We start from the raw sequence: 25,757 nt of genomic DNA, 5'->3' as shown, positions 1-25,757 counted from the left end.
GACACCGCCCCGCAGGCGCCCGGGAGTGCCGCGCATCCGCCACCCGACGATCTCGCGAGAGCGGCCGAGCGGCTGCTTCAGGGCTGTGAGGTGACCGTTAGACCGCTTCGGCGGGATGTGCGGGGCGCTACCAGGTGCCGGGACGGTAGTCCTTGAGGAAGACGCCGGTGAGGTCTTCGCCCTGTTCGCCGCGCACGATGGGGTCGTAGACGCGGGCGGCACCGTCCACCAGGTCGAGCGGAGCGTGGAAGCCCTCTTCGGCGAGGCGGATCTTGGTGGGGTGCGGGCGTTCGTCTGTGATCCAGCCGGTGTCGACGCTGGTCATCAGGATGCCGTCCGAGAGCATCTCCTTGGCGCTGGTTCGGGTGAGCATGTTCAGCGCGGCCTTGGCCATGTTGGTGTGCGGATGGCCGGGGCCCTTGTAGCCGCGGCCGAAGACACCCTCCATGGCCGACACGTTCACGATGTAGGTGCGCCGGGCCGAGGAGCTTGCCATCGAGGCGCGCAGGCGGCTCACCAGGAGGAACGGCGCGGTGGTGTTGCACAGCTGCACCTCGAGCATCTCCAACGGGTCCACGTCTTCGACGTTCGCGGTCCAGCTGTTCGCCTCGTGCAGGTCGGGCACCAGGCCGCCGGCGTCGATCGCCGTGCCCGCGGCGAGGCGGGCCAGCGAGGAGGAGCCGGGGGCCAGCGCCAGCGCGGTGAGGTCGTCGGCGGTGAGGGCGGCGCCGGTGGCGGCGGCCGCAAGGATCGGATGGCTGGCGACGGATGCCGCCAGCGCGGTCGGGTGCGCGTCGTTGGTGTGCCCGAAGGAGACGATCTCGGGCAGGTCGCCGTCGGGCAGCGGCGAGGACTCGGCCTCCACTAGCGGCGAGTACGAGCCGGGGGAGCGGCGCACGGTCTGGGCGGCGTTGTTGATCAGGATGTCCAGCGGCCCCTGGGCCGCGACGGAATCGGCCAGGCCGATCACCTGAGCAGGGTCGCGCAGGTCGATGCCCACCACGCGGAGGCGGTGCAGCCAGTCCTTCGAGTCGGGCATGGCGCTGAACCGGCGCACGGCGTCGCGGGGGAACCGCGTGGTGATGGTGGTGTGCGCGCCGTCGCGCAGCAGCCGCAGAGCGATGTACATGCCGATCTTGGCGCGACCGCCGGTGAGCAGGGCCCGCTTGCCGGTGAGGTCGGTGCGGGCGTCGCGCTTGCCGTGGCTCATCGTCGCGCAACTCGGGCAGAGCTGGTGGTAGAACGCGTCGACGAGGGTGTATTTCTGCTTGCAGATGTAGCACGCTCGCGGCACCAGCAGTTCGCCGGCCGACGGGCGGTCGGTGCCGAGCCGCAACTGGGCGCCGATGGTTTCGTCGTCGATGCGGGTGGGCGCCCCGGTGGCGGTGGCGGCGATGACGTCGCGGTCGGCATCGGCGATCAGTTGGCGCTTCTCGTGCCGGCGCACGATCTTCACGGACTTGAACATCTTTGCGGTGGCCTGGCGCACGGTGACGAAGTCGGGGTCGTCCGGGTCGATCGTCGCCAGCGACGCGAGGACGCGCAGTGCCACCTCGAGGTCCTTCGGGTCGATCGCGGACGCGGCGGGTGCAGCGTCGGCGGGCGCGGTGGCGGTCGAGTCGGTCGCTGCCGGGGCGTCGGTCTCGGCGGGCGTGCTGTGCGGGTGTTGCTCGGTGCTCATCAGAGAATTCTACTTCGACGCATCCGCCCCGCTCACAGGTAACTGTGGCCGGTGCGGACAAATGGTCCCGGTGTGCGGGTCACAATTGTCCGCACCGGCCACAGTTGGCTCCGGAGAGGCGGCGGTGCGGGGAGAGCTAGACCTTGGCCCGCTCTGCCTCGGTCTCGGTCGTGAGCGCGCTCAGGTCCAGCGACGAGGTCGGCGGCTCGAAGGTGGCGTCGAACGGCATCTCGTCGTGGTCGAGCAGCGGGTTCTCGAACTGGCCGGCGACGAGCTCGTGGGCCTCTTCGACCGATTCCACGCTCGGCATGGAGCCGGGCAGCGGGCGGTTGGCGGATTCCTTGAGCCAGAAGATGCTGATTCCACCGATGAACGAGGTGGCCATCAGGTAGTAGGCCGGCATCATGTCATCGCCGGTGCCCGCGATGAGCGCCGCGATGATGAACGGCGTGGTGCCACCGAAGATGGCGACGGCGAAGTTGTACGCGATACCCATCGCACCGTAGCGGCTGGCCGTGGGGAACAGGGCCGGCAGCGCGGAGGCAAGGTTGGCGACGTAGAACGTGACCGGGAGGGCGATCAGGGCCAGGCCCGCAAGGGTGGTCCAGACCGAGCCGGCTCCGATGAGCAGGAAGGCCGGGATCGCGAAGACCACAGCGCTGATCGAACCCATCCACAGCACGGGGCGGCGGCCGATCTTGTCGCTGAGCCGCCCGGTGAGCGGGATGCAGCAGGCCATGACCACGAGGACCGGGATGGTCAGCAGCGTGCCGTGCAGCTCGTCGTACCCCATGGTGCTGGTGAGGTAGGTCGGCATGTACGAGGTGAGGGCGTAGCCGACGGTGTTCGCCGCGGCGACGAGGATCATCGCGAGCAGGATGCCGCGCCAGTAGTTCTTGAAGATGGCGAGCGGTCCCTTGGGGATGCTGTCGTCCTCCACGAAGCTCGGGTCCTTCAGCGCGGCTTCCTGGGCGTCCAGGCTGGCCTGGAACGCGGGGGACTCCTCGATCTTCATCCGGAAGTAGATGGCGATCAGGCCGAGCGGGCCGGCGAGCAGGAACGGCAGACGCCAGCCCCACTCCTCCATGGCCGCCTGGCCGAGGGTCACCTGCAGGATCGACACGAGAGCGGCGCCCATGGCGAAACCGAGATAGCTGCCCATGTCGAGGAAGCTGGCGAGGAAGCCACGGTTCTTGTCCGGGGCGTGCTCGCTGACGAAGGTGGTGGCGCCGGCGTACTCGCCGCCGGTGGAGAAGCCCTGCACGAGCTTGGTCAGCACCAGCAGGACCGCGGCCCAGATGCCGAGCTGCGCGTATCCGGGCAGGATGCCGACCACGAAGGTCGACGCGGCCATGAGCATCAGCGTCATGGCGAGCACCTTCTGGCGGCCCACCTTGTCACCGAGCCAGCCGAAGAACACGCCACCAAGGGGGCGGGCGATGAATGTCGCGGCGAAGGTGCCGAGGAGGAATAGGGTCTGCACGGTCGGGTCGGCCTCGGGCAGGAAGACCGGACCCATGGTGGTGATCAGGTAGCCGAAGACTCCGACGTCGTACCATTCCATGGTGTTTCCGACGATCGTGCCGCCGAGGGCCTTCTTGAGCATCGGGCGGTCGACGACGTTGACGTCGGACACCTTCAGCCGGCGCCGCAGCAGCGGCTTCTTGAACTTCTTGACGGTGCGTTCCGCACCGGGAGTTGCGTTGGACATGTGTCACTTTCTGACAGTAGAGATGCCTCTTGTGGAGGTCATGACATGACTCTTGCGCAGTCATGTCGGGCCTCGGATGGAGGTCCAGAGATGACTCAGATGGTGGTCATGTGCCCGGGATGCGGGGCCGCCCCTCAATGGGCATAAGACTCCATTTTAGCGCAATTTGGCGCAGATCAGGTATTTTGCTCGCGATAGCAGTTCTGGACAGGGCTTTAGCCGGGTTTCGGGCCGACCGGAATGCGGCTTTTCGGGACCTTCGACTCGCGTAGGCTGATGCGATGAGCGACTCTGTGACCTTCTGGTTCGACCCCTCCTGCCCTTGGGCCTGGATGACTTCCCGCTGGGCGGACGAGGTGAGCAATCTGCGTGGCTTCGAGGTCAACTGGCAGGTGATGAGCCTGGCCGTGCTGAACGAGAACACCGACGTGTCCGAGGAGTACCGGGCGTTCTTCCCCCGGGCGCTCAAGTACACCCGTCTGGTGCAGGCCGCGCAGGAGCTGCACGGCCAGGAAACCGTCAAGGCGCTGTACGACGCGCTGGGCACCCGCATCCACCACGAGGGCAACTCGGATGCCGACTCGGTGATCCCCGCGGCGCTGGCCGAGGTGGGCCTGCCGGCGGCCTTCGCCCGCTACGCCGACAGCGACGAGTTCGACGTGCAGATGCGCGCGAGCCACTTCGAGGGCATCAACCGGGTCGGCCAGGATGTCGGCACTCCCGTGATCGCCGTGAACGACGTGGCCTTCTTCGGCCCGGTCATCTCCCCGGCCCCGACCGGCGACGCTGCGCTGGCGTTGTGGGACGGCGTCGTCGCCGTGGCCGCGTACGACGGATTCTTCGAGATCAAGCGCAGCCGCACCCGGGACCCGATCTTCGCGCCCGCCCTCGCCGCGGCAATCGAGTAGCTCCGCCTCGCCGTCCCCGCCGCAGTACCGCGCCCGATTAAATAGACTGCTCATCATGCGCATCCACATCGCCACCGACCACGCCGGCCTCGACTTCAGTCAGCACCTGATCAGCCACCTGGGCTCGGCCGGACACGAGGTCATCGACCACGGACCGACCAGCTACGAGCCGCTCGACGACTACCCGGCGTTCTGCATCAGTGCGGCCGAGGCCGTCGTCGCCGACCAGGCCACGGGCGCGGAGGCGCTCGGCGTGGTGTTCGGCGGGTCCGGCAATGGCGAGCAGATTGCGGCCAACAAGGTGCGCGGCGCCCGCGCCGCCCTGGTCTGGAACCCCGCGACGGCGACGCTCGCCCGCGAGCACAATAACGCCAACGTCATCGCGATCGGCGCCCGCCAGCACCCCATCGAAGACGTCATCAGCTTCATCGACGCCTTTCTCGCGACCCCGTTCCCCGGCGAGGAACGCCACCAGCGCCGAATCCGGCAGCTGGCCGAATACGAGGCAACCGGCACCATCGCCGGCACCGTCCTGAGCCGCTGAGCCGGAGGCGCCGCCGTGCCTGAGGGTCATTCCGTCCACCGCATCACGCGGCAGTTCACACGCAACTTCCTGGGCCGCACCGTGGCGCTGTCGAGCCCGCAGGGCCGGTTCGCGGCGGGCGCGGCACAGCTCGACGGCCACGTGATGACGGCCGCCCGAGCCGTGGGCAAGCAGATGTTCCTCGAGTTCGACAACGGGCTGTGGCTGCGGGTGCACCTGGGCATGTACGGTGCCTGGGACTTCGCCGGCGAGATCATCATGGACGCCACCATCGCGGCCAGCAACGGCCGGATGGGCCAGACCAACCAGCGCGGCACCGATTTGGGCAGCCCCGGCGAGGGCGATGCGGTGCTCGACTCGGCCGGCGAGAACTCGATGCACAGCATCGGAGCGCCCCGGCGCACGCGGGTGCGGATGGCCGAGCAGGAAAAGGAGATCGACCAGCTCGAAACCTTCCCGCCGGAGCCCGTCGGGCAGGTGCGGGTTCGCCTGCTCACCGACACCGTCTCCGCGGACCTACGCGGTCCGACCGCGTGCGAGGTGCTCGACCCGGCCCAGGTGGATGCGGTGCTGGCCCGGCTCGGCCCCGACCCGCAACTGGACGACAGCCCCGAAGCCGAAGCACGCTTCGTCGACGCCGTCCGGAAGAAACCCACCCGGATCGGCCTGCTCCTGATGGACCAGTCCGTGGTGAGCGGCATCGGCAACGTCTACCGAGCCGAGCTGCTGTTCCGGGCGAAGATCAACCCGCACGCCCCGGGTAAGTCCCTCAGCGCAGAGGCCTTGCGGGCGCTCTGGCGCGACTGGGCGCACCTGCTGGCCGTCGGTGTGAACACCGGCCAGATGATGACCATGGACGACCTGGGCGCCGACGACTACCGGCTCGCCATGAAGAACCGGGCCGACCGGCACTGGGTCTACAAGCGGGAGGGCCTGCCCTGCCGGGTCTGCGGCACCCACATCACCCTCGAGGACATGGGTGCCCGGAAGCTGTACTGGTGCCCGCGGTGCCAGGCCTGACCGGCCGCATCCGCTGAACGCGTCGCTACCGCCGCATCCGCTCTACCCGCCGCTGACCCCACCCCCAGGAGCCTGCCACGTGAGAACCAATCCCAGCTTCGCGCTCGACCAGGTCGACGAGGTGCGCCGGCTCATCCGGGAGCACCCGTGGGTGACCCTGGTCAGTTCCACGTCGACCGGTGACCTGGTCGCGTCGCATTACCCGGTGATCCTCGACCCGGCCGCCGCCGACGGGGAGATCGTGCTGCTTGGCCACGTGGGCCGGCCGGACGAGCAACTGCACGAGCTCGGCGCGCACGAGCTGCTCGTCATCGTGCAGGGCCCGCACGGCTACATCTCGCCCGGTTGGTACGACGCGAAACCCGCCGTGCCCACCTGGAACTTCGTCACCGCGCACCTGCACGGCACCCCGGAGCTCCTCGACGACACCGACAACCTGCGGGTGCTCGCCGACCTCGTCGACGTCTTCGAAGACCGGCTGCCCGAGCCGCGCCGGATGAACGGCACCCTGGAGAATGCCGCCTACGCGGAGCGCATCGTGGCCGGTACCCTCGGTTTCCGGCTGCGGGTGAGCCGTTTCACGGCGAAGAACAAGATGAGCCAGAACAAGCCGGCGGCGACCGTGGACCGCATCCTCACCGAACTCGAGGGCGACGGTCCGTACGCCAGTGCCGCCCTCGCGGCCGAAATGCGGCGCAGCCGGGACGGCGGTGCCCAGTGAACCTGGTGCTGCGCAACGCCCGCCTGCCCGGCAGCGACGATCTCGTCGACCTGCGCATCGTCGACGGCCGGATCGATGCCATCGGCTATCTCCCGGCCGTCGACGGCACCGCTCTGCCCAGCGTCGACGTCCATGAGCGCTGGGTCATCCCCGGGCTCTGGGACAACCACGTGCACTTCAGTCAGTGGGCGCAGACCTCCCGGCGCCTGGATGTGTCGGCGGCGACCAGTGCTGCGGCGACCGCGGAGTTGGTCGCCGGCCGGCTTGCCGCGGTTCCCGCGCAGCCGGGCGACCGCCTGGTCGGGTTCGGATTCCGGGACGGGCTCTGGCCGGACGCCCCCAGCGCCGCCCTGCTCGACGCGGCGTCCGGGCCGGTTCCGGTCGTCCTCGTCAGCGGGGACCTGCACAGCTGCTGGCTGAACTCCGCGGCTCTGGCCGCCTACGGGTTCGCTGGGCACCAGAGCGGTCTGCTGCGCGAAGAGGACGCCTTCGCCGTTGCGCACGCCATCGACAACGTGCCGGATGCCGACCTCGACGCCTGGGCCGACGAGGCCGCCGGTAACGCCGCGGCGCGCGGTGTGGTGGGCATCGTTGACCTCGAGATGACCTGGAATCTCGACGTGTGGCGGCGCCGCATGGCCGCCGGCGGGGACAAGCTCCGGGTGGACTTCGGCCTGTACCCGCAGCATCTCGAGGAGGCCATCGCGCTGGGCCTGTCCAGCGGCCAGGTCATCGACGGCACCGGGGGACTGCTCTCGGTCGGGCCGTTCAAGGTCATCACCGACGGTTCGCTGAACACCCGCACCGCGTACTGCTTCGACGAGTACCCGGGCCTCACCGGCGAACACGCCCGCGGGCTGCTGACCGTGGCCGCCGACGAACTGGTCACGCTCATGGGCCGGGCCCACGCCGCGGGCATCCGCCCCGCCGTGCACGCCATCGGCGACAATGCGAACAGCCTCGCCCTCGATGCCTTCGAGGCGGTCGGCTGCACGGGCAGCATCGAGCACGCCCAGCTGCTCACCGAGGCTGACGTGGCCCGCTTCGCCCGGCTGGGCGTCACCGCGAGCGTGCAACCCGAACACGCCCTCGACGACCGGGACGTGGCCGACCGGTACTGGGCCGGACGCACCGACCGGGCGTTTCGGCTCGCCGACCTGCTGGCGGCCGGGGTGCCGCTCGCGCTGGGCTCCGACGCGCCCGTCGCCCCGCTAGACCCGTGGGTGTCGATGTCGGCCGCGGTCGGTCGCAGCCGCGGGGACCGGGCCGCGTGGCACGCGGACCAAGCCATCTCCCGGCAGGCGGCGTTGGCGGCATCCGCCCGCGGCCGGCACAGCATCGCCGTCGGCCAGGTGGCCGACCTAGCTGTCTGCGAGACCGACCCGTTCGTCGCCTCCGTCGCCGACCTGCGGCGGATGCCCGTCGCCGCGACCCTGCTCGGCGGCCGGTTCACGCACGACACCCTGTAGTCCGCCCGCGGCGCGCACGTTCGGATGCGGGGGATAACCCCCTGCCGGATCCGGCGGCTGGGAGGATGGGCTGCGAAGCGGCCGCAGAGCACGCTGGAACCATGACGAACGACACTCTCAATTCCGCCGCTGCCGGCATCGGGAACACCATCGCCGGCTCGAACTCTGCCACGCTGGGCTTCGTGCAAACCGCCAGCGAGACCCCCGACACCCCGGCCACCGGGCACTCCGGTGCCGGCACTCTCGACTCCCGCCGGCGCGGCTACCTCGGCCTCTGGGCCGGCACCCCCAGGGAACTCGGCTTCCTCCTGCCGACCCTGCCCGTCGTGCTGGCGGCCTTCACCGTGTTGGTCACCCTGTTCTCCACTGGGGTGAGCCTGGTCGCCGTGTTCGTGGGCCTCTTCATCGTCGTGGCCGCCCTCTACGCCGCGCGCGGCTTCGGCGTCGTGGAGACCACCCGGCTGCGCTGGGCCGGCCAGCCGGTGATCACGCCGCCGCAGTGGACGCCGCGCGGTGAACCTGCCACGCCGCTCCGCGCGATTCTCGGCCCGCTGGTGTCCGGCCACTACTGGCTCTACCTGCTGCACGGCATGGTCGTGAACTTCATCGTGGGACTGGTCACCTGGACGATCAGCATCGTCTGGGTGTCTGGCGCGCTCGGCGGCCTGACCTATTGGATCTGGAGCTGGTCGCTCACGGCCAACGACGACTCGGTCGGGCTGTTCGGCCTGATCAGCAGCGCATACGGCGCCGACGGCACCCAGGGCCTGGTCGCGGAGAACCTCCTGAACGCCCTGCTCGGCCTGTTCTTTCTGGCCACCCTGCCGTTCGTCACCCGCGGCCTCGTGCTCGCTCACCAGGGCATCGCCCGCCTGATGCTCGGAGCCTGGGAGTCCGAGGCCCTGCAGCGCGAGGTCGCCGACCTGAACGCGTCCCGCGGCGCGGCCGTCTCCGCCGAGAACCAGTCGTTGCGCCGACTGGAGCGGGACATCCACGACGGCCCGCAGCAGCGCCTGGTGCGCCTGCAAATGGACCTGGCCAGCGCCGAGCGCCGGCTCGACGACGACCCGGCCGCCGCGCGCCGGCTGCTGGGCGAGGCTCGGGCGCAGGCCCACGACACGCTCGAAGAACTCCGGGCGCTTTCCCACGGGCTGGTCCCGCCGATCCTGCAGGACCGCGGTCTGATCGTGGCCCTCGAGTCCCTCGCCGCCCGCAGCACGGTGCCCGTGCAGCTCGAGCTGGAGGTTGACCGCGACCTGCGGTTGCCGTCCGAGATCGAGCGGAACGCGTACTTCATCGCCGCCGAGCTGCTCACCAATGTGGCCAAGCATGCCGGCGCCACCGGCATCCGCCTGCACCTTGAGCTGCGGCGGATCCCCGAGGACGACTCCACCTGGCTGGACCTCTGGGTGATCGACAACGGCAGCGGCGGCGCCGTCCTGCGGGCCGGCCACGGCCTGGCGGGCCTCGACGAACGCCTCACGGGTCTCCGCGGCATCCTCTCGGTGCAGAGCCCGGCCGGCGGCCCGACCGCTGTCGGCGCGCACATCCCGCTGGTGCGCGAACTGGGCAGCTCCGTCGCCAGGCCGTGAGAGCGCCCTATCCTGTACGGGTGAGCACACTTCCTCCCCCCGCTGCGATCACACCCGTCGCACCCCGGCCGCTGCGGCTGGTACTGGCCGAGGACTCCGTGCTCTTGCGCGAAGGCCTGGTCCGGCTGTTCGCGGAGGCGGGCTTTGACACCGTGGCCGCCTACGGCGACGCGGATGCCCTGCTCGCCGAAGTCGACGCGCTGCACCCCGACCTGGCCGTGCTCGACGTGCGGATGCCGCCCACCTTCCGCGACGAAGGAGTGCGAGCCGCCATCGAGCTGCGTCGCCGCCTGCCGGGCATCGGTATCCTGCTGCTCAGCCAGTACGTCGAAGGCACCTATGTGCAGGAACTCCTGGCGTCGGGGGAGGGCGGCCTGGGTTACCTTCTCAAGGACCGGGTCGCGTCGCTCGACGAGCTGCAGGACGCCGTGGCGCGGGTCAGTGCCGGCGGCACGGTGCTCGACCCGCAGGTGGTGCGGGAGTTGCTGGCCCGGCGCTCCAACCCGATCGCCGCCCTCACCCCGCGGGAACGGGACGTGCTCGGCCTGATGGCCGAGGGGCGCACCAACGTGGGCATCGCCGAGCGCCTCGTGATCGGGGTGGGGGCGGTGGAGAAGAACGTGACCGCGATCTTCTCCAAGCTGGGCCTGGACGACACCGGCTCCCACCACCGCCGGGTGCTCGCGGTGCTGGCGTTCCTGCAGGCCTAGGGGGTCGGGCGCGGGTGCTCCGGCCTGCCCGGCTGGGCGGGTGGTGCCGCCGGGGGCGACGGGAAGAGCGGCGTGTACTGGCTCCAGACGCGGGAGTAACGGAAGCCGCCCAAAAACACGGACACCGTCAGGAAGCCCAGGCCGCCGAGCACGGCGATGGTCAGGCCGAGTGTGAGGGGCCAGCCGACGCCGAGGGTGATGCCGGCCAGCAACAACCCCATCAGCGTCGAATTGACGGCCGTGATGAAGAGCATGCTGCTGGCGAGCACCTGGCTCCAGTTCCGGGCCGCGAAGGCGTAGTAGGTGGTGATCGAGCCCGCCCGGTCGTCGTACCTCGACGCCATCAGGAACTTTGCGATGCCGGGATCCAGTTCGGCGTACGCCCCGCGCAGCCGGTTCATCGCCAACACATAGACGAGGTCCTCCATTCCCACGTTGTACACCCGGAGCTGGGTGAGGGTGCCGACGAGCAGGATGATACCGAGCAGGGTGATCGCGAGGCCGGGGAATCCCTCGTCGAAGTCGGTGGCCTGCCCGGCCAGCGCCAGGCTCACCAGACCCGCGGAGACGAGGGTGAGGAACATGCTGATCCGGGTGAGCACTTCACTCTGAGCGGTACTGCGGGAGGCGAGCAGACTCCAGTGCTCCGTGGCGAGCAGCTGGGCGCGAACCGCCGGTGGCACTTCGGGTTTCGGGTCGGGTGGGGCCGACTCCTCGTCGGACATGTCCCCATAGTGGACCGCATCCGCTCTGCCGCCCAGTGCCCGATTCGTACGGTGCCGGGACACCCGCCGCGATGGAGGACACTGGGACCATGAGCGTCATTGAGAACTCCAAGCTGGCCATCGTCGGTGCCGGCGCCGTCGGTACCTCCCTGGCCTACGCGGCCCTAATCCGGGAGTCCGCCCGCGAGGTGGCCCTGTACGACATCAACTCCGCAAAGGTGGCCGCCGAGGTGCTCGACCTCGCGCACGGCACCCAGTTCACCGGGGCGTCCCGGGTCACCGGCGGCGACGACCTCGACGTGGTCAGTGGCGCCAACGTCGTGGTGATCACGGCCGGCGCCCGGCAGCATCCCGGCCAGTCGCGCCTGGAGATGGCCGGCGTCAATGTGGAGATCCTCCGCGACCTGATGCCCAAGCTCGTCGAGCGGGCGCCCGACGCCGTGTTCGTGCTGGTCACCAACCCCGTCGACGTCCTCGCGGTGGCCGCCCAGCAGTTCAGCGGGTTGCCGCCGGCGCGGGTGTTCGGCTCCGGCACGGTACTCGACTCCTCCCGGCTGCGCTGGATGCTCTCCGAACGCGTCGGCGTGGCGATCAGCAACGTGCACGCCCTCATCGTGGGCGAACACGGTGACTCCGAGTTCCCGCTCTGGTCGCAGGCGCGGATCGGCCCGATCTCCCTGGCCGACTGGATGCTCGCCCGCGGCGCGACGGGTTCGGCCGCCGCCGGATCGGTGCCCTTCACCGAAGTCGAGTTCGAATCGATCGCCGAGGACGTGAAGAACGCCGCCTACAGAGTGATCGAAGGCAAGGGAGCCACCAACTACGCCATCGGGCTCTCGGGCGCCCGCATCGTCGAGGCCATCCTGCGCGACGAGGGCGCGGTGCTCCCGGTGAGTTCGGTGCTCACCGATTACCGCGGCGTCAGCCGGGTCGCCCTCTCGGTGCCCAGCGTCATCGACGCCAGCGGGATCGCCCGGGTGATCGACGTGCCGTTCTCTGCCAAGGAGCAGGCCCTCTTCGAGCATTCCGCCGCGACCCTGCGCGCGTCTCTCGACAGCCTCGGCCTGGCCTGATCATGGAACCGAGCCGCAGCGACGACTGGACCGACGCCCGAACCCCGAACGCAACTGTTCCCGATGCGGACAATTGGTCCCGGCGCACCGGGACCAATTGTCCGAACGGGGCACAGTTGCGAGTGGGCGCGGTGCGAGTGATATGGAGGGGATGACGGGAATCGAACCCGCGCCATCAGTTTGGAAAACTGAGGCTCTACCATTGAGCTACATCCCCATGTGCCGCACGTGCTGGCACTCGAATATCGTAGTACAGGTTCGGGACGGGTTTTCCCGCCCCGCCGATCCAGGCCCCTGAGCTGGCCCGGAACCCGCCCGGAATCCGTTCAGGGGACGCGCCGGGGTTCGGCTCGTGCACTAGACTGACGGAGGTCAATCCGCCTGTCGCGTGAGTCTGCGTGCCAAGTTGGTGGCCCCATCGGGTGAGATGACATCCGGGGCGTAGCTCAGCTTGGTAGAGCGCTCGGTTTGGGACCGAGAGGTCGCAGGTTCGAATCCTGTCGCCCCGACCATCACCCCCCTGCACATCTGTCGAACATAATCTGTCGAACACAGGAGATTTAAACGTGAAGTCCACGGTAGAAAAGCTGAGCCCCACGCGCGCCAAGGTCACCATCTCGGTGACTCCGGAAGAGCTGAAGCCCAGCATCACCCACGCCTACGGGCACATCGCCGAGGACATCAACATCCCCGGCTTCCGCAAGGGCAAGGTTCCGCCGCCCATCATCGACCAGCGCGTCGGCAAGTCCGCCGTCCTGGAGCACGCCGTCAACGAGAGCCTCGACGGTTTCTACCGCAAGGCCGTCGACGAGCACAAGCTCCGCCCGCTCGGTCGCCCGGAAGCTGACATCGTCGAGTGGCCCAGCGACAAGGACTTCTCGGGAGATCTGCTGCTGGCCATCGAGGTCGACGTGCGCCCCGAGATCGACCTGCCCGCCTACGAGGGCCTCAAGCTCACGGTCGACGCCGTCGACATCTCCGATGACGAGGTCACCGAAGAGCTCAACACCCTGCGCAGCCGCTTCGGCACCCTGATCACGGTCGACCGCCCGGCCACCACCGGCGACTTCGCCCAGATCGACCTCGTCGCATCCGTCAACGGTGTCGAGGTCGACAACGCCAGCGGCATCTCCTACGAGGTAGGCTCCGGCGACCTCATCGAGGGCATCGACGAAGCCCTCGAGTCCCTCACCGCCGGTGAGACCACCACCTTCAACTCGAAGCTGCTCGGCGGCGACCACGAGGGCGAGACCGCGGAGATCACCGTCACCGTCATCGCCGTCAAGGAGAGGGAGCTTCCCACCGCCGACGACGACTTCGCGCAGATCGCCAGCGAGTTCGACACCATCGACGAGCTCACCGAGAGCCTCAAGGTCCAGGTCGGCCGCTCCAAGGTCTTCGGCCAGGGCAACCAGGCCCGCGAGCTGCTCATCGAGCAGCTGTTGTCCTCCGTCGAGGTCCCGATCCCCGAAGCGATCATCGCCGACGAGGTGCACCGTCACCTCGAGGGCGAGAACCGCCTCGAGGACGAGACCCACCGCGCCGAGGTCACCGAGGCCAGCGAGAAGACCTTCCGTCAGCAGATCCTGCTCGACACCATCGCGGAAGCCGAGAAGGTCAAGGTCAGCCAGGACGAGCTCACCCAGTACCTGATCCAGGGCGCGTCGCAGTACGGCATGGACCCGAGCGAGTTCGTTCAGGCCCTGTCCGGCAACGGCCAGATCCCCTCCATGGTCGCCGAGGTTGCCCGTAACAAGGCTCTCGCGATCGCACTGGGCAAGGCGCTCGTCACCGACTCCAACGGCGCGACCGTCGACCTGTCCGAGTTCACGGCCGTCGTCGACGACGAGCCGGCAGCGGATGAGGCCACGGACACCGAGGAGGCCGCTTCCGACGAGGCCGCTTCCGACGAGGCTCCGGCCGCAGAGGCCAAGCCGAAGAAGAAGGCCGCAGCCCAGAAGTAGTAACACCCGCCGCCCGCGAGGGCGCTGCCGCACGGGTCGGCTGCCTTCGGGCAGCCGGCCCGTTTCGTGTTCGCCGTGCGCGCGTGCCGTGCCGGTGAATCTGCCGAGGGCGAACAGAGCCTATTGCGTGCGTTTGACCCTATAGATTCATTCCTGAAGCGACAAGCGAAACGGAGCGCGACATGGCCGAAATGGTACCTACACCCGGAGTTTTTGACCGACTTCTCAGCGACCGCATCATCTGGCTCGGCTCAGAGGTGCGCGACGACAACGCCAACGAGATCTGCGCCAAGATCCTGCTGCTGGCGGCTGAGGACTCGCAGCGGGACATCTTCCTTTACATCAACTCGCCCGGCGGCTCGATCACGGCCGGCATGGCGATCTACGACACCATGAAGTTCGTTCCGAACGACGTCGTGACCGTGGGTATCGGCCTGGCCGCCTCGATGGGGCAGTTCCTGCTCTCCTCCGGCACCAAGGGCAAGCGCTACATCACCCCCAACGCCCGGGTGCTGCTGCACCAGCCGTCTGGTGGTTTCGGTGGCACCGCCGCCGACATCCAGACCCAGGCCAAGGTCATCCTGGACATGAAGAAGAGGATGGCCGAGCTCACGGCCGAGCAGACGGGTAAGTCGGTCGAGCAGATCCTCATCGACAACGACCGTGACAACTGGTTCACCGCCCAGGAGGCGCTGGCCTACGGATTCGTCGATCACCTGCGCGAATTCGCGTCGGACGTGGTCGGCGGCGGCGGTACCGACGACTCAGTGAACAAGAAGTAGGACGGGCAGAACATGGAATTCACTAATTTTGGCCACCAGGCCGGCGGCATGACTCCGGGCGGCATGGCTCCGCAGGCGCCGCAGTCGCGCTACATCCTCCCGACCTTCGAGGAGCGCACGGCCTACGGCTACAAGCGTCAGGACCCGTACGCCAAGCTGTTCGAGGACCGCATCATCTTCCTCGGCGTGCAGGTCGACGACGCATCCGCCGACGACGTCATGGCCCAGTTGCTCGTGCTCGAGAGCCAGGACCCCGACCGCGACATCGTGATGTACATCAACTCGCCCGGTGGCTCCTTCACTGCCATGACGGCCATCTACGACACCATGCAGTACATCCGTCCGCACATCCAGACGGTGTGCCTCGGCCAGGCGGCGTCCGCAGCCGCCGTGCTGCTCGCCGGTGGAACCCCCGGCAAGCGCCTTGCGCTGCCGAACGCCCGCATCCTCATCCACCAGCCTTCCGCCGGTGGCCAGGGCGGCGGCCAGGCGTCCGACATCGAGATCCAGGCCGCTGAGATCCAGCGCATGCGCGAATGGCTCGAAGAGACCCTCGCCGGCCACTCCAACCGCACCAAGGAGCAGGTCCACAAGGACATCGACCGCGACAAGATCCTCGGCGCGCCCGAGGCCCTCGAGTACGGTCTGATCGACCAGATCCTGACGAGCCGCAAGAACGTCCCGACGCTCGTCAAGTAGTCCAGCTCACCCGGGTTCGGCCACTGGCCAGCCCGATCGCCGAACGGCGTGCCGCTTACGGGCGGCGCGCCGTTTCGCTTTGTTCCGCGGGTGCACGCATCTGTCACACGCACCAGCTAGGCTCGAATCAGCGTCATTGATGGAGGAGGCTCACGGATGGCACGAATTGGCGAGAGCGCCGACCTGTTGAAGTGTTCTTTCTGCGGAAAGAGCCAGAAGCAGGTACAGCAGCTCATTGCCGGACCCGGTGTGTACATCTGCGATGAATGCGTCGAGCTCTGCAACGAGATCATCGAAGAACGCCTGGCCGAGGCCGGAGCCGAAGAAACCGGCAGCGAGTTCGAGCTGCCCAAGCCCCGCGAGATCTTCGGATTCCTCGAGGAGTACGTCATCGGGCAGGAAGCCGCCAAGCGGTCCCTCGCCGTCGCCGTCTACAACCACTACAAGCGAGTGCGCTCCCGCGCCACCCTCACGGCCGCCGACGCGATCCATGACGACGTCGAGATCGCCAAGTCCAACATCCTGCTCATCGGCCCCACCGGTTGCGGCAAGACCTACCTCGCGCAGACCCTCGCCAAGCGGCTGAACGTGCCGTTCGCGGTAGCGGATGCGACGGCGCTCACCGAGGCGGGCTACGTGGGCGAAGACGTGGAGAACATCCTCCTCAAGCTCATCCAGGCCGCCGACTACGACGTCAAGCGTGCCGAAACCGGCATCATCTACATCGACGAGATCGACAAGATCGCCCGCAAGGCCGAGAACCCGTCGATCACCCGCGACGTGTCTGGGGAGGGCGTTCAGCAGGCGCTCCTGAAGATCCTCGAGGGCACCGTCGCCTCGGTACCGCCGCAGGGCGGGCGCAAGCATCCGCATCAGGAATTCATCCAGATCGACACCACCAATGTGCTGTTCATCGTGGCCGGCGCGTTCGCCGGGCTGGACGACATCATCTCCCAGCGGGCGGGCAAGAAGGGCATCGGTTTCGGCGCTCCGCTGCACACCAAGGGCGACGACGTCAACCTCTTCAGCGAGGTGCTGCCGGAAGACCTGCACAAGTTCGGGCTGATCCCCGAATTCATCGGCCGGCTACCCGTGGTGACCACGGTCACCCAGCTCGACCAGGTGGCACTGATGCAGATCCTTACCGTGCCCAAGAATGCCCTGGTGCGCCAGTATCAGCGCATGTTCGAACTCGACGGGGTGGAGCTCGACTTCGAGCAGCCCGCCCTCGAGGCCATCGCCGACCTCGCGGTGCTCCGCAAGACCGGTGCTCGGGGCCTGCGCGCCATCATGGAGGAGGTGCTCGGACCGATCATGTTCGAGGTGCCGTCCACCACGGATGTCGCCCGCGTCGTCGTCACCCGCGAATCCGTTCTGAAGAATGCAGCACCCACCATCGTGCTGCACTCCTCCCGCCGTGAAGAGAAGTCGGCCTAGCCCACCTCGCGCGTCCCGAACCGCCCCCGGCCACCGGTCGGGGGCGGTTCTGCGTTTCGCCGACGGCCCCGGGCCCGGTTCCCACCACCTGGTGCCGGTCCGGACAATTGCGCCCGGCGTGCCGGACGCACTTGTCCGCACTGGGAACAGTTGTTGCGGAGTTGACAGGGGGACCTGGGGCGTATCTAATATATTGCATGCCGGTTCCCGTACCAGATGCTTCCCACCGTCCCGCGTCGCTCCGCGATTATGCTTATGAGGCCCTCCGCACGGCGATCGTGGACGGCACCCTGGCACCGGGGGAAAGGCTGCGTGACGCCGAGCTCGAGTCCTGGCTCGGCGTGAGCCGCACACCCATCCGGGAGGCCATCGCCCGGCTGGAGTCCGCCGGGCTGGTGCGCACCGAGCGGGCACGGCAAACCATCGTGGCGCCGCTGGACGAACGGGCGGCGCTGAACGCGCAAGCCATCGCGGCGTCCCTCCATGAACTCGCGGCGCGGGAGGCCGTCGCCCAGCTCACCGAGGCCGACCTCGCCCTCATGGCGGCCGCCAACGAGCGCTTCCGGGCGGCCCTGGCCGCCGACGACGTCGACGCGGCCATCGCCGCCGATGACGATTTCCACGCCGTCGCCGTGCGGGCCAGCGCCAATGAGCTGCTGCCCACCCTGCTCGAGCAGGTCACCCCCACTCTCCGGCGCCTCGAGCGGGCCCGGTTCTCGTCCCTGGCGGGGCGGGCGTCCGTGGCCGACCACGACCGGATCATCCGGCTCTGCGTCGCCGGCCGGGCCGGCGAGGCGGGCGCCGCGGTGCGGGAGAACTGGCTCACCCTGGGCCGGATGCTCGCCACGGCGGCCACGCACACCGCTGAGCACGACGCCGGCTGAACTCGCCGCACCTCCCAGCATTCCCGACCTCCCCACCTCGACCTCAAAGGACCCCATGGCACTGCGCGATTTTCCTCGTCACCCGCTCACCTTCGGCCCGAGCCCGATCCACCCGCTGGACCGGCTGAGCGCCCACCTCGGTGGTGCTCGCGTCTGGGCCAAGCGCGAAGACGTCAACAGCGGCCTCGCCTTCGGCGGCAACAAGACCCGCAAACTCGAGTACCTGATCCCCGAGGCGCTGGCCCAGGGCGCCGACACCCTGGTGTCGATCGGCGGCATCCAGTCCAACCACACCCGGCAGGTCGCGGCCGTGGCCGCCTCCCTGGGCCTGAAGGCCGTGCTCGTGCAGGAGCAGTGGGTGGACTGGCCTGACAGCGTCAACGACAGGGTCGGCAACATCCTGCTGTCCCGCCTCACCGGCGCGGATGTGCGGATCTCCGCCGACGGTTTCGGTATCGGGTTCAAGGACTCCTGGACGCAGGCCATCGCCGACGTCGAGGCGGCCGGCGGTACCCCGTACCCCATCCCGGCCGGTGCCTCCGATCACCGCCTGGGCGGCCTGGGCTTCGCGAATTGGGCCCATGAGGTCGCCCTGCAGGAGGCCGAGCTCGGCGTCTTTTTCGACACCATCGTGGTGTGCAGCGTCACCGGGTCCACCCACGCCGGCATGATCGCCGGTTTCGCCGACCTTGAGGCCAACTTCGGCGGCCAGAAGCGACGCGTTCTCGGCATCGACGCGTCCGCCAAGATCGAAGCCACCCGCGACCAGGTGGCCCGAATCGCGCGCAACACCGCCGAGCTGATCGGGGTGGGCCGGCCCATCGCGGACGAGGAGATCACCGTGCTCGAGGGCTGGGCGGGCGACTACTACGGCATCCCCGTGGAGTCGACCAACACCGCCATCCGCCTCACCGCCAGCCTGGAGGGCGTGATCATCGACCCGGTCTATGAGGGCAAATCGATGGCCGGCCTGATCGACCTCGTCACCACCGGTGACATCGCGCCCGGCAGCAACGTCCTCTACGCCCACCTGGGCGGCCAGCCAGCGATCAACGCCTACAGCGCCCTGTACCACTGACCGGCGGCAGCTGCCACTTCGTCCTAACTGTTACCCGTCCGGACAATTGCGCCCGGTGTGCCAGGACCATTTGTCCGGACGGGCAACAGCTGGCGGCCGGGCGGGCTAGTTGAGGCCGCGGCGGTCGAGGAGGGGCTGGATGTCGGCGTCCCGGCCGCGGAAGGAGCGGTACGCGGCCAGCGGGTCGCCGCTGCCGCCCACGCCGAGCAGCCGGGAGCGGAACCGGTCGCCGTTGGCGCGGTTGAGGCCGCCGTTTTCGGTGAACCATGCCACGGTGTCGGCGTCCAGCACCTCGCTCCAGATGTAGGAGTAGTAGCCGGCGTCATAGCCGCCGGAGAAGGTGTGCGCGAAGTAGGTGCTCGCGTACCGCGTCGGTGCCACCGGGTTGGCCAGGCCCACCGCGGCAAGGGCGTCCGCCTCGAACGCGGCGACATCCGTCACGACGTCGTCGGCGCCGATCCGGTGCCAGGCCTGGTCGAGCAGCGCGGCGGCGAGGTACTCGCTGGTGGCGAAGCCCTCGTTGAACGTTGCCGATTCGCGGATGCGGTCCACGAGCTCCTGCGGCATCGCCTCGTTGGTGCGGTAATGGCGGGCGTAGTTGGCGAGGACCTCTGGCCAAAGCATCCACATCTCGTTGACCTGGCTGGGGAACTCGACGAAGTCTCGGTACACGTTCGTGCCGGCGCACCGCGGATAGGTCACCTGCGCGAACAGGCCGTGCAGGGCATGGCCGAACTCGTGGAAGAGGGTGGTCACCTCGTCGAAGCTCAGCAGGGTGGGGGAGCCCGCTGCCGGCTTGGACACGTTGAGGTTGTTGGTGACGATGGTGGGCGTGCCCAACAGGGTGGACTGCGAGACGAGCGAGTTCATCCAGGCGCCGCCACGCTTGGAATCGCGGGTGTAGAAGTCGGCGATGTACAGGCCGACCGGGGAGCCGTCTTCGTCGGTGACCTCGAACACCCGCGCCTCGGGGTTCCAGGCGGTCAGGTCCGGCCGTTCGGTGAAGATCACGCCGTAGAGGCGGGTGGCGGCGTAGAAAACGCCGTCGTGCAGCACCCGCTCCAGCTCGAAGTAGGGGCGCATCGCGCTGGTGTCCACGTCGAACGTGGCCTGCCGCACCTTCTCGGTGTAGAACGCCCAGTCCCAGGCCGCCAGATCGAAGTCACCGCCGTCGGCGGTCACCGCGGCCTGCAACTCCCGCTGCTCGGCCTGCGCGTTGCGAGCGGCGGCGGGGGCAAGACGGCCCAGCATGTCGGCCACGGCTTCGGGGGTCTTCGCGGTCTCGTCCGCCGTGACGTACGCGGCGTGGCTGGCGAAGCCGAGCAGCCGGGCGCGCTGGGCGCGCAGGCGGGTGATTTCCAGCACCAGCTCGCGGTTGTCGTGTTCGCCGCCGCGGATGCCGCGGGAGCGTGAGGCGCTCAGCAACCGTTCCCGCACGCTCCGGTCGGTGAGGGACGCGAGGTAGGGATGGCTGGTGGGCAGCACCAGGGTGAGCACGTACTTCCCATCGAGCCCGCGGTCCTTGGCGGCCTCGGCGGCCGCGGAGATCTCGCCGTCGCCGAGCCCGTCGAGCTCGGCGAGGTCGTCGATCACGACGGCGAGGTCGTTGGTGTCGGCGAGAAGATTCTTCTCAAACCGGGTGGTGAGCGTGGACAGGCGCTTGTTGTATTCGCGCAGGGTCGACTTCTCGCCCTCGGACAGGCCGGCGCCGGCCAGCGTGTACTCGGTGTGGTACCGCTCGAGCAGGTAGTCCGTCTCGGCGTCCAGGACCAACTCGGTGCGCCGGGCGTTGAGGGCGCTGATGCGCGCGTACAGGTCAGGGTCGAGGCGGATGGCGTCGGTGTGCGCCGCGAGCAGGGGAGCGAGCTCCTCTTCGAGGGCGGTGCCGAAGTCGGAGGAGTCCGAGGAGCTCAGCGAGAAGAACACCGTCGCGACCCGGGTGAGCACCTGGCCGCTTCTCTCCAGGGCGATCAGCGTGTTCTCGATGGTCGGCTCGGCGGCATCCTCGGTGATGGCCCGCACTTCGGCGAGTTGCTCAGCCATACCGGCGTCGAACGCGGGCCGGTAGTGCTCGTCGCGAATCTCACCGAACGGCGGCAACTGGTACGGCAGGGTGCTGGGAGAAAAGAAGGGATTCGAGGAGTCGGCCATCGCCCCAGCCTAGTGTCGGCGCCAGCGCGGCAGCGGGCAAGATGGACAGTGCGGCAGCGGGTGCGCTCCGAAGCGCACGGACGTAGGCTCTGGCCATGAGCGACACCCCTGAGCGCCAGGAGACGGCGCCGCGTGACCGGCACCTTCCCGGCCAGGAGCACCTGCCGCGGGTGCTCACGTGGCGTACAGCCGCGAATTCCGCGGCGTACCTGCTGCCGCACCTGGGCGCCGGGCTCAGCGTGCTGGACGTGATGTGCGGGCCCGGCACCATCACCGTCGACCTGGCCCGCCGGGTCGCACCCGGCCTGGTCATCGGGGTGGACAGCTCACCGGCCAGGGTCGACGAGGCGGCCGGGCTGGCGTTCGACGAGGGCGTGCAGAACACCCGGTTCGTTGTGGGCGATGTGTATGCCCTGCCGGTGGCGGATGCCTCCGCCGACATCGTGCACGCCCACCAGGTGCTGCAACACCTGACGAACCCGGTGGCGGCGCTGGTCGAACTGCGTCGCGTCCTCAAGCCCGGCGGCATCCTCGCGGCCCGCGATGCCTGCTACGGCGGGGTGACCTGGTATCCGCGCCTGCCGGGGCTGGCGAACTGGCTCGGCGTGTATCGCGCGGTGCACGCCTTCAGCGGCGGCACCCCCGACGCCGGCGCCGCCCTCAAGGCGTGGGCGCACGAGGCCGGTTTTCGCGAGGTGACGAGCAGCGCCTCGATCTGGTGCTTCGCCTCCGCCGCGGAACGGGAGTGGTGGGGCGAGTCCTGGGCAGAGCGGGTGACTGATCCGGACTTCGCCGTGCCCGCCATCGAGGCCGGTGCGGCGCGGCTGGCCGACCTGCACGAGATCAGCACCGACTGGCGCCGCTGGGCACGGGACCCCGACGCCTGGTTCGCCATGCCGCACGGCGAGATCATCGCCGCGCGGTGACGGAATCCGTTAGATCCAGTCTTCGTCGTCTTCGGTCGCCACAACCGGCTGGGTGATGGTGGCGCTGTCCTCGACGGGATCGAACCGGATCACGGTGCCGTCGTCGAGTTCGATCACCGGCTTGCCCTCCAGCCAGGTCAGCGTCCAACGCCAGCTGCTGGTGTCCTCCGGCAGGCCGGCGAGGTCGCCCTCGACCGCCTCCAGGGCGATGAGGACCACCTCGGGCAGGCCCTCCGGCGGCGTGGCTCCGAGTGACCAGCGGGTACCGAGCTGCATGGTTAGACCTCGGCCTCGTAGGTGACCCAGCTGGTGCGGGAACCGACCTTGTCGTAGAGCTTCTGGGTGGCCTTGTCGTCCGAAGTGGAGACCCACTGCAGCTTCCGGTAGTTGTGCGCCTTGGCGTAGTCGCGGGCGAAGTCCAGCAGGGACTGGCTCACGGGCTCGCGGAACTCCTTGGTCACGAACAGGTCGTCGATGAAGAGCCCGACGTCGCCGCTGAGAGTGCGGGGAAAGGCGCGATAGAGCGTGAAACCGACGAAGGTGCCGTCATCGTCGACCGCGACAGCACCGTCGAGGTCATGGTTCTTATCGATGATCCAGCTCCACACGCGCAACGCCTTCTCGTCGGTCAGGTCGCTCTTGTTGAACTCGCTGTAGCCTTCGAAAAGTCCAAGCCACGGGAAGAAGTCCTTGTCACCCAGCGGGCGGACCTGTACAGACATGCGGTTCTCCTTAAATTTCCGACACCGTGGCAAGCACGATATTCGTAACACTCAGCTCGTCGGACTCGACGAACGTCAAATCCGCGATGCGGCCTACTGCTTGCAAATCGGCGGCCACCTGCGCGAGCAGGGCCACCTCCGCTGTCGATCCCCCGATTGTTGCAGAAAGGACAGCGGACTTCTGTGAGGCTTTCGCGTCGGTCTTGGCGCGCCGGATGCCCGTAAGGGCCCGGCTGGCCAGGTCGAGCAGGGCCAGGGTGTCGGCATCCGCGACCGAAGCCGGTGCGGCGGGCCATGCCGCGCGGTGCACCGAGTCGTCATTGGACCACGACCAGGCTTCTTCGGTGGCGAACGGCACGAACGGGGCGAACAGGCGCAGCAGCGTCGACAACGCCTGGCGGAGTGCCGCGACGGCGGACGCCTGCTCGGGACCGGCCTCGCCGTACGCCCGCTCCTTGACCAGCTCGAGGTAGTCGTCGCAGAACGTCCAGAAGAAGCTCTCGGTGAGCTCCAGCGCCCGGGCGTGGTCGAAGTTCTCGAATGCCGCGGTCGCCTGGCCGATCACCATGTCCAGGCGGGCGAGCATGCTGATGTCGATCGGTTCCGTGACCGGAGCGGAATCGTCGCCGGCGAAGCCGAGGATGAACTTGCTGGCGTTGAGGATCTTGATGGCCAGACGGCGGCCGATTTTGATCTGCGTCGGGTTCTTGGGATCGAACGCCGCATCGGTGCCCAGCCGTGACGATGCCGCCCAGTAACGCACGGCATCGGAGCCGTGCTGCGAGAGCACGTCGGCGGGGGTGACGACATTGCCCTTGGACTTCGACATCTTCTTCCGGTCAGGGTCGACGATGAATCCGGACAGGGCGGCGTGCTGCCACGGCGACTCGCCGTGCTCGAGTTCGGCGCGCAGAAGCGTGGAGAACAGCCAGGTGCGGATGATGTCCTGGCCCTGCGGGCGCAGCGAATACGGGTAGACCAGGTCGAACAGCTCCGGGTCGCGCTCCCAGCCGCCGGCCAGTTGCGGGGTGAGAGACGAGGTGGCCCAGGTGTCCATCACGTCGACCTCACCGACGAAACCGTTGGCGGCGCCGCGCTGTTCGGCCGTGTAGCCGGGCGCGACATCGGACGACGGGTCGACGGGTAGTAGCTCCGCGGTGGCGATGATGGGGGCGTCGAAGACCGGGTTGGCGTCGGCGTCCAGCGGGTACCAGACGGGCAGCGGAACGCCGAAAAAGCGCTGCCTGGAGACCAGCCAGTCACCGGTGAGGCCGTTGACCCAGTTCTCGTAGCGCACGCGCATGAACTCAGGATGCCACTGCAACGCAGTTCCGTGGTCGATCAGTCGGCTCCGGAGCTTTTCGTCCCGGGCGCCGTTGCGGATGTACCACTGGCGGGTGGACACGATTTCGAGGGGCTTGTCGCCCTTCTCGAAGAACTTGACCGGGTGCACGATCGGCTTGGGGTCGCCGATCAGGTCGCCCGACGCGCGGAGCAGCTCGACCATGGTCTGCTTGGCGGAGAACACCGTCTTCCCGGCGAGCTGCGCGTAGGCGGCCTGCGCGTCCGGGGTGACGATCACATCGGGCGCCTCGGCGATGATCCGGCCGTCGAAGCCCATGATCGCGCGGTTGGGCAGGTCGAGTTCGCGCCACCAGACCACGTCGGTCACGTCGCCGAAGGTGCAGATCATGGCGATGCCCGAGCCCTTGTCCTTCTGGGCGAGGTGGTGGGCCAGGATCGGGATCTCGACATCGAAGACCGGGGTGCGAACCGTGCTGCCGAAGAACGGCTTGTAGCGGTCGTCGTCCGGATGCGCCACGAGGGCGACGCAGGCGGCGAGAAGCTCCGGTCGGGTCGTCTCGATCTCGATGGTGGAGCCGTCCGGCTTGGAGAAGGACACCCGGTGGTACGCGGCGGGCATCTCCTTGTCCTCGAGCTCGGCCTGCGCGACGGCGGTGCGGAAGGTGACATCCCAGAGGGTGGGCGCCATGGCCTGGTAGGCCTCGCCACGGTTCACGTTGCCGATGAAGGCGCGCTGGGAGGCCGTGATCGACTCCGGTGCGATGGTGCGGTAGCTCTGGGTCCAGTCGACGGAGAGGCCCAGGGTGCGCCACAGTTCTTCGAACTGCTTCTCGTCCTCGACGGTGAGGCGCTCGCACAGTTCGATGAAGTTGCGGCGGCTCACGGGCAGCTGGTCGGCAGCCTTGGTGCTCTTGCCGTCGCCACCCTCGAAGGGCGGCACGAAGTCGGGCGTGTACGGCAGGGACGGGTCGCAACGCACCCCGTAGAAGTTCTGTACCCGGCGTTCGGTGGGCAGACCGTTGTCGTCCCAGCCCATCGGATAGAACACCCTCTTGCCGCGCATGCGCTGAAAGCGGGCGACGACGTCGGTGTGGGTGTAGCTGAAGACGTGGCCGATGTGCAGCGAACCGGAGGCGGTGGGCGGGGGAGTGTCGATCGAGAAGATGGACGCCTTGGTCGCTCCGGCGCGGTCGAACCGATAGGTGCCCTGTGCCTCCCAGCTGGTTTCCCACTTCGCTTCCAGCCCTTCGAGGGCGGGCTTTTCGGGAACGCGGTCAGCGTTGGTCATGACACTCCGATTCGTTTCAGCGGCACCGTGTCGATGGTGAGGTGCCTTCAGTACTGCTGAACCAATCTAGTCGATGTGGCGCCTACGGCAGCACTCGGACCCTCCGAACGGGCTGATCCGGGCCTTGTTTGGGAGTCTTCTCAGACGACGGCCCGAGTTAGAACGACGGCTGTTCGGGCAGGTTGTCGGGTCGCGGGGCGGCCGGGGAAGTCGGCGCTTCCGGCTCTGATGCCTGGGTGACGGGTGGGCCGAGGTAGGTGTCCGGGTAGGTGCGGTGGGTCTGCCCGGCCGGGGAGGTCCAGACCAGCACGCCGCCGGGTTCTTGCTCGACGGCCCACAGGGTGTGGTGTTTCAGCCGGTGGTGCAT

Annotated in this window: 22 protein-coding genes, 2 tRNA genes and 1 pseudogene; 16 read left to right on the top strand and 9 right to left on the bottom strand. The window is 68.4% G+C overall.

Annotation, left to right across the window (positions count from 1 at the left end; all coding sequences use genetic code 11):
- Positions 1-127 precede the first annotated feature (127 nt).
- On the bottom strand, positions 128-1,681 hold the full coding sequence (locus JWP54_RS03635; RefSeq protein WP_297367369.1) for an SDR family NAD(P)-dependent oxidoreductase: 1,554 nt from the start codon (positions 1,679-1,681) through the stop codon (positions 128-130).
- Between the two features lie 136 nt (positions 1,682-1,817).
- On the bottom strand, positions 1,818-3,392 hold the full coding sequence (locus JWP54_RS03630; RefSeq protein ID WP_297367365.1) for an MFS transporter: 1,575 nt from the start codon (positions 3,390-3,392) through the stop codon (positions 1,818-1,820).
- A 281-nt stretch (positions 3,393-3,673) separates the two neighbouring features.
- On the opposite strand from JWP54_RS03630, the gene JWP54_RS03625 reads away from it, so the two are divergent.
- From JWP54_RS03625 to JWP54_RS03595, 7 genes are all read left to right on the top strand, one after another.
- Positions 3,674-4,300, top strand: a complete 627-nt coding sequence (locus tag JWP54_RS03625) for a DsbA family protein (RefSeq protein WP_297367364.1) — start codon at positions 3,674-3,676, stop codon at positions 4,298-4,300.
- Positions 4,301-4,355: 55 nt separating this feature from the next.
- Positions 4,356-4,844, top strand: coding sequence for a ribose-5-phosphate isomerase (locus JWP54_RS03620; protein ID WP_297367361.1), 489 nt, complete (start codon positions 4,356-4,358; stop codon positions 4,842-4,844).
- Positions 4,845-4,859: 15 nt separating this feature from the next.
- A complete protein-coding gene (locus JWP54_RS03615; protein WP_297367358.1) occupies positions 4,860-5,864 on the top strand; it encodes a DNA-formamidopyrimidine glycosylase family protein in 1,005 nt (334 codons plus the stop codon).
- 79 nt (positions 5,865-5,943) lie between these two features.
- The gene (locus JWP54_RS03610; protein WP_297367354.1) at positions 5,944-6,585 is read left to right on the top strand and encodes an FMN-binding negative transcriptional regulator; all 642 of its coding nucleotides are present in this window, start codon (positions 5,944-5,946) and stop codon (positions 6,583-6,585) included.
- Positions 6,582-8,054, top strand: coding sequence for an amidohydrolase (locus JWP54_RS03605; RefSeq protein WP_297367351.1), 1,473 nt, complete (start codon positions 6,582-6,584; stop codon positions 8,052-8,054). Before JWP54_RS03610 ends, JWP54_RS03605 begins: the two co-directional genes overlap by 4 nt.
- A gap of 101 nt (positions 8,055-8,155) precedes the next feature.
- Entirely contained in the window at positions 8,156-9,646 is a 1,491-nt protein-coding gene (locus JWP54_RS03600; RefSeq protein ID WP_297367348.1) for a sensor domain-containing protein, read from the top strand.
- Positions 9,647-9,717: 71 nt separating this feature from the next.
- Positions 9,718-10,356 (top strand): response regulator, encoded by a 639-nt coding sequence (locus tag JWP54_RS03595; protein WP_367274177.1) that lies wholly within the window; start codon positions 9,718-9,720, stop codon positions 10,354-10,356.
- On the opposite strand, the gene JWP54_RS03590 is transcribed toward JWP54_RS03595, so the two are convergent.
- Entirely contained in the window at positions 10,353-11,081 is a 729-nt protein-coding gene (locus JWP54_RS03590; protein WP_297367342.1) for a hypothetical protein, read from the bottom strand. The two genes, JWP54_RS03595 and JWP54_RS03590, sit on opposite strands and share 4 nt — an antisense overlap.
- Positions 11,082-11,170: 89 nt before the next feature.
- On the opposite strand from JWP54_RS03590, the gene JWP54_RS03585 reads away from it, so the two are divergent.
- Complete coding sequence (locus JWP54_RS03585; RefSeq protein WP_297367339.1) at positions 11,171-12,154, top strand: L-lactate dehydrogenase; 984 nt, start codon at positions 11,171-11,173, stop codon at positions 12,152-12,154.
- A 143-nt stretch (positions 12,155-12,297) separates the two neighbouring features.
- On the opposite strand, the gene JWP54_RS03580 is transcribed toward JWP54_RS03585, so the two are convergent.
- Positions 12,298-12,371: transfer RNA gene (locus tag JWP54_RS03580), tRNA-Gly, on the bottom strand.
- A gap of 218 nt (positions 12,372-12,589) precedes the next feature.
- Between JWP54_RS03580 and JWP54_RS03575 the strand changes: the two genes are divergently transcribed.
- The 7 genes from JWP54_RS03575 to JWP54_RS03545 all read left to right on the top strand — a co-directional run bounded on the left by JWP54_RS03575 (position 12,590) and on the right by JWP54_RS03545 (position 18,998).
- A tRNA-Pro gene (locus JWP54_RS03575) sits at positions 12,590-12,666 on the top strand.
- A 54-nt stretch (positions 12,667-12,720) separates the two neighbouring features.
- The gene (gene tig / locus JWP54_RS03570) at positions 12,721-14,118 is read left to right on the top strand and encodes a trigger factor (RefSeq protein ID WP_297367336.1); all 1,398 of its coding nucleotides are present in this window, start codon (positions 12,721-12,723) and stop codon (positions 14,116-14,118) included.
- A gap of 182 nt (positions 14,119-14,300) precedes the next feature.
- The gene (locus JWP54_RS03565) at positions 14,301-14,900 is read left to right on the top strand and encodes an ATP-dependent Clp protease proteolytic subunit (RefSeq protein ID WP_297367333.1); all 600 of its coding nucleotides are present in this window, start codon (positions 14,301-14,303) and stop codon (positions 14,898-14,900) included.
- Between the two features lie 48 nt (positions 14,901-14,948).
- The gene (locus JWP54_RS03560; protein WP_297367373.1) at positions 14,949-15,599 is read left to right on the top strand and encodes an ATP-dependent Clp protease proteolytic subunit; all 651 of its coding nucleotides are present in this window, start codon (positions 14,949-14,951) and stop codon (positions 15,597-15,599) included.
- 156 nt (positions 15,600-15,755) lie between these two features.
- Positions 15,756-17,036, top strand: a complete 1,281-nt coding sequence (gene clpX / locus JWP54_RS03555) for an ATP-dependent Clp protease ATP-binding subunit ClpX (protein ID WP_297367330.1) — start codon at positions 15,756-15,758, stop codon at positions 17,034-17,036.
- Between the two features lie 197 nt (positions 17,037-17,233).
- Positions 17,234-17,920, top strand: a complete 687-nt coding sequence (locus JWP54_RS03550; protein WP_297367327.1) for a GntR family transcriptional regulator — start codon at positions 17,234-17,236, stop codon at positions 17,918-17,920.
- Positions 17,921-17,975: 55 nt separating this feature from the next.
- On the top strand, positions 17,976-18,998 hold the full coding sequence (locus JWP54_RS03545; protein ID WP_297367324.1) for a 1-aminocyclopropane-1-carboxylate deaminase: 1,023 nt from the start codon (positions 17,976-17,978) through the stop codon (positions 18,996-18,998).
- 105 nt (positions 18,999-19,103) lie between these two features.
- Here JWP54_RS03545 and JWP54_RS03540 read toward each other — a convergent pair whose 3' ends face one another.
- A complete protein-coding gene (locus JWP54_RS03540) occupies positions 19,104-21,149 on the bottom strand; it encodes a M3 family metallopeptidase (RefSeq protein ID WP_297367321.1) in 2,046 nt (681 codons plus the stop codon).
- A gap of 95 nt (positions 21,150-21,244) precedes the next feature.
- On the opposite strand from JWP54_RS03540, the gene JWP54_RS03535 reads away from it, so the two are divergent.
- Complete coding sequence (locus JWP54_RS03535) at positions 21,245-22,075, top strand: methyltransferase domain-containing protein (RefSeq protein ID WP_297367320.1); 831 nt, start codon at positions 21,245-21,247, stop codon at positions 22,073-22,075.
- A gap of 9 nt (positions 22,076-22,084) precedes the next feature.
- Here the strand turns inward: JWP54_RS03535 and JWP54_RS03530 are convergent, their stop codons facing one another.
- The 4 genes and pseudogenes from JWP54_RS03530 to JWP54_RS03515 form a co-directional block, all read right to left on the bottom strand.
- The gene (locus JWP54_RS03530) at positions 22,085-22,351 is read right to left on the bottom strand and encodes a hypothetical protein (protein WP_297367316.1); all 267 of its coding nucleotides are present in this window, start codon (positions 22,349-22,351) and stop codon (positions 22,085-22,087) included.
- A 2-nt stretch (positions 22,352-22,353) separates the two neighbouring features.
- Positions 22,354-22,797: a GNAT family N-acetyltransferase gene (locus JWP54_RS03525; protein ID WP_297367314.1), complete on the bottom strand. Its 444-nt coding sequence runs from the start codon at positions 22,795-22,797 to the stop codon at positions 22,354-22,356.
- A 10-nt stretch (positions 22,798-22,807) separates the two neighbouring features.
- The gene (gene valS / locus JWP54_RS03520; protein WP_297367312.1) at positions 22,808-25,390 is read right to left on the bottom strand and encodes a valine--tRNA ligase; all 2,583 of its coding nucleotides are present in this window, start codon (positions 25,388-25,390) and stop codon (positions 22,808-22,810) included.
- Between the two features lie 157 nt (positions 25,391-25,547).
- Positions 25,548-25,757 (bottom strand): annotated as a pseudogene (locus JWP54_RS03515) (HNH endonuclease); the annotation flags it as partial.

The organism is Cryobacterium sp. (assembly GCF_025463825.1).
GTDB lineage: Bacteria > Actinomycetota > Actinomycetes > Actinomycetales > Microbacteriaceae > Cryobacterium.
Note: the sequence above shows the minus strand (reverse complement) of the source record. Positions and strands in the feature narration are given on the sequence as shown.

Coding starts and splice junctions, on each gene's coding strand:
- JWP54_RS03545 (WP_297367324.1), top strand. CDS start 17,976: ATGGCACTGCGCGATTTTCCTCGTCACCCGCTCACCTTCGGCCCGAGC.
- JWP54_RS03600 (WP_297367348.1), top strand. CDS start 8,156: ATGACGAACGACACTCTCAATTCCGCCGCTGCCGGCATCGGGAACACC.
- JWP54_RS03565 (WP_297367333.1), top strand. CDS start 14,301: ATGGCCGAAATGGTACCTACACCCGGAGTTTTTGACCGACTTCTCAGC.
- JWP54_RS03560 (WP_297367373.1), top strand. CDS start 14,949: ATGACTCCGGGCGGCATGGCTCCGCAGGCGCCGCAGTCGCGCTACATC.
- JWP54_RS03620 (WP_297367361.1), top strand. CDS start 4,356: ATGCGCATCCACATCGCCACCGACCACGCCGGCCTCGACTTCAGTCAG.
- JWP54_RS03585 (WP_297367339.1), top strand. CDS start 11,171: ATGAGCGTCATTGAGAACTCCAAGCTGGCCATCGTCGGTGCCGGCGCC.
- JWP54_RS03525 (WP_297367314.1), bottom strand. CDS start 22,797: ATGTCTGTACAGGTCCGCCCGCTGGGTGACAAGGACTTCTTCCCGTGG.
- JWP54_RS03630 (WP_297367365.1), bottom strand. CDS start 3,392: ATGTCCAACGCAACTCCCGGTGCGGAACGCACCGTCAAGAAGTTCAAG.
- clpX (WP_297367330.1), top strand. CDS start 15,756: ATGGCACGAATTGGCGAGAGCGCCGACCTGTTGAAGTGTTCTTTCTGC.
- JWP54_RS03550 (WP_297367327.1), top strand. CDS start 17,234: ATGCCGGTTCCCGTACCAGATGCTTCCCACCGTCCCGCGTCGCTCCGC.
- JWP54_RS03535 (WP_297367320.1), top strand. CDS start 21,245: ATGAGCGACACCCCTGAGCGCCAGGAGACGGCGCCGCGTGACCGGCAC.
- JWP54_RS03590 (WP_297367342.1), bottom strand. CDS start 11,081: ATGTCCGACGAGGAGTCGGCCCCACCCGACCCGAAACCCGAAGTGCCA.
- JWP54_RS03530 (WP_297367316.1), bottom strand. CDS start 22,351: ATGCAGCTCGGTACCCGCTGGTCACTCGGAGCCACGCCGCCGGAGGGC.
- valS (WP_297367312.1), bottom strand. CDS start 25,390: ATGACCAACGCTGACCGCGTTCCCGAAAAGCCCGCCCTCGAAGGGCTG.
- JWP54_RS03625 (WP_297367364.1), top strand. CDS start 3,674: ATGAGCGACTCTGTGACCTTCTGGTTCGACCCCTCCTGCCCTTGGGCC.
- JWP54_RS03540 (WP_297367321.1), bottom strand. CDS start 21,149: ATGGCCGACTCCTCGAATCCCTTCTTTTCTCCCAGCACCCTGCCGTAC.
- JWP54_RS03635 (WP_297367369.1), bottom strand. CDS start 1,681: ATGAGCACCGAGCAACACCCGCACAGCACGCCCGCCGAGACCGACGCC.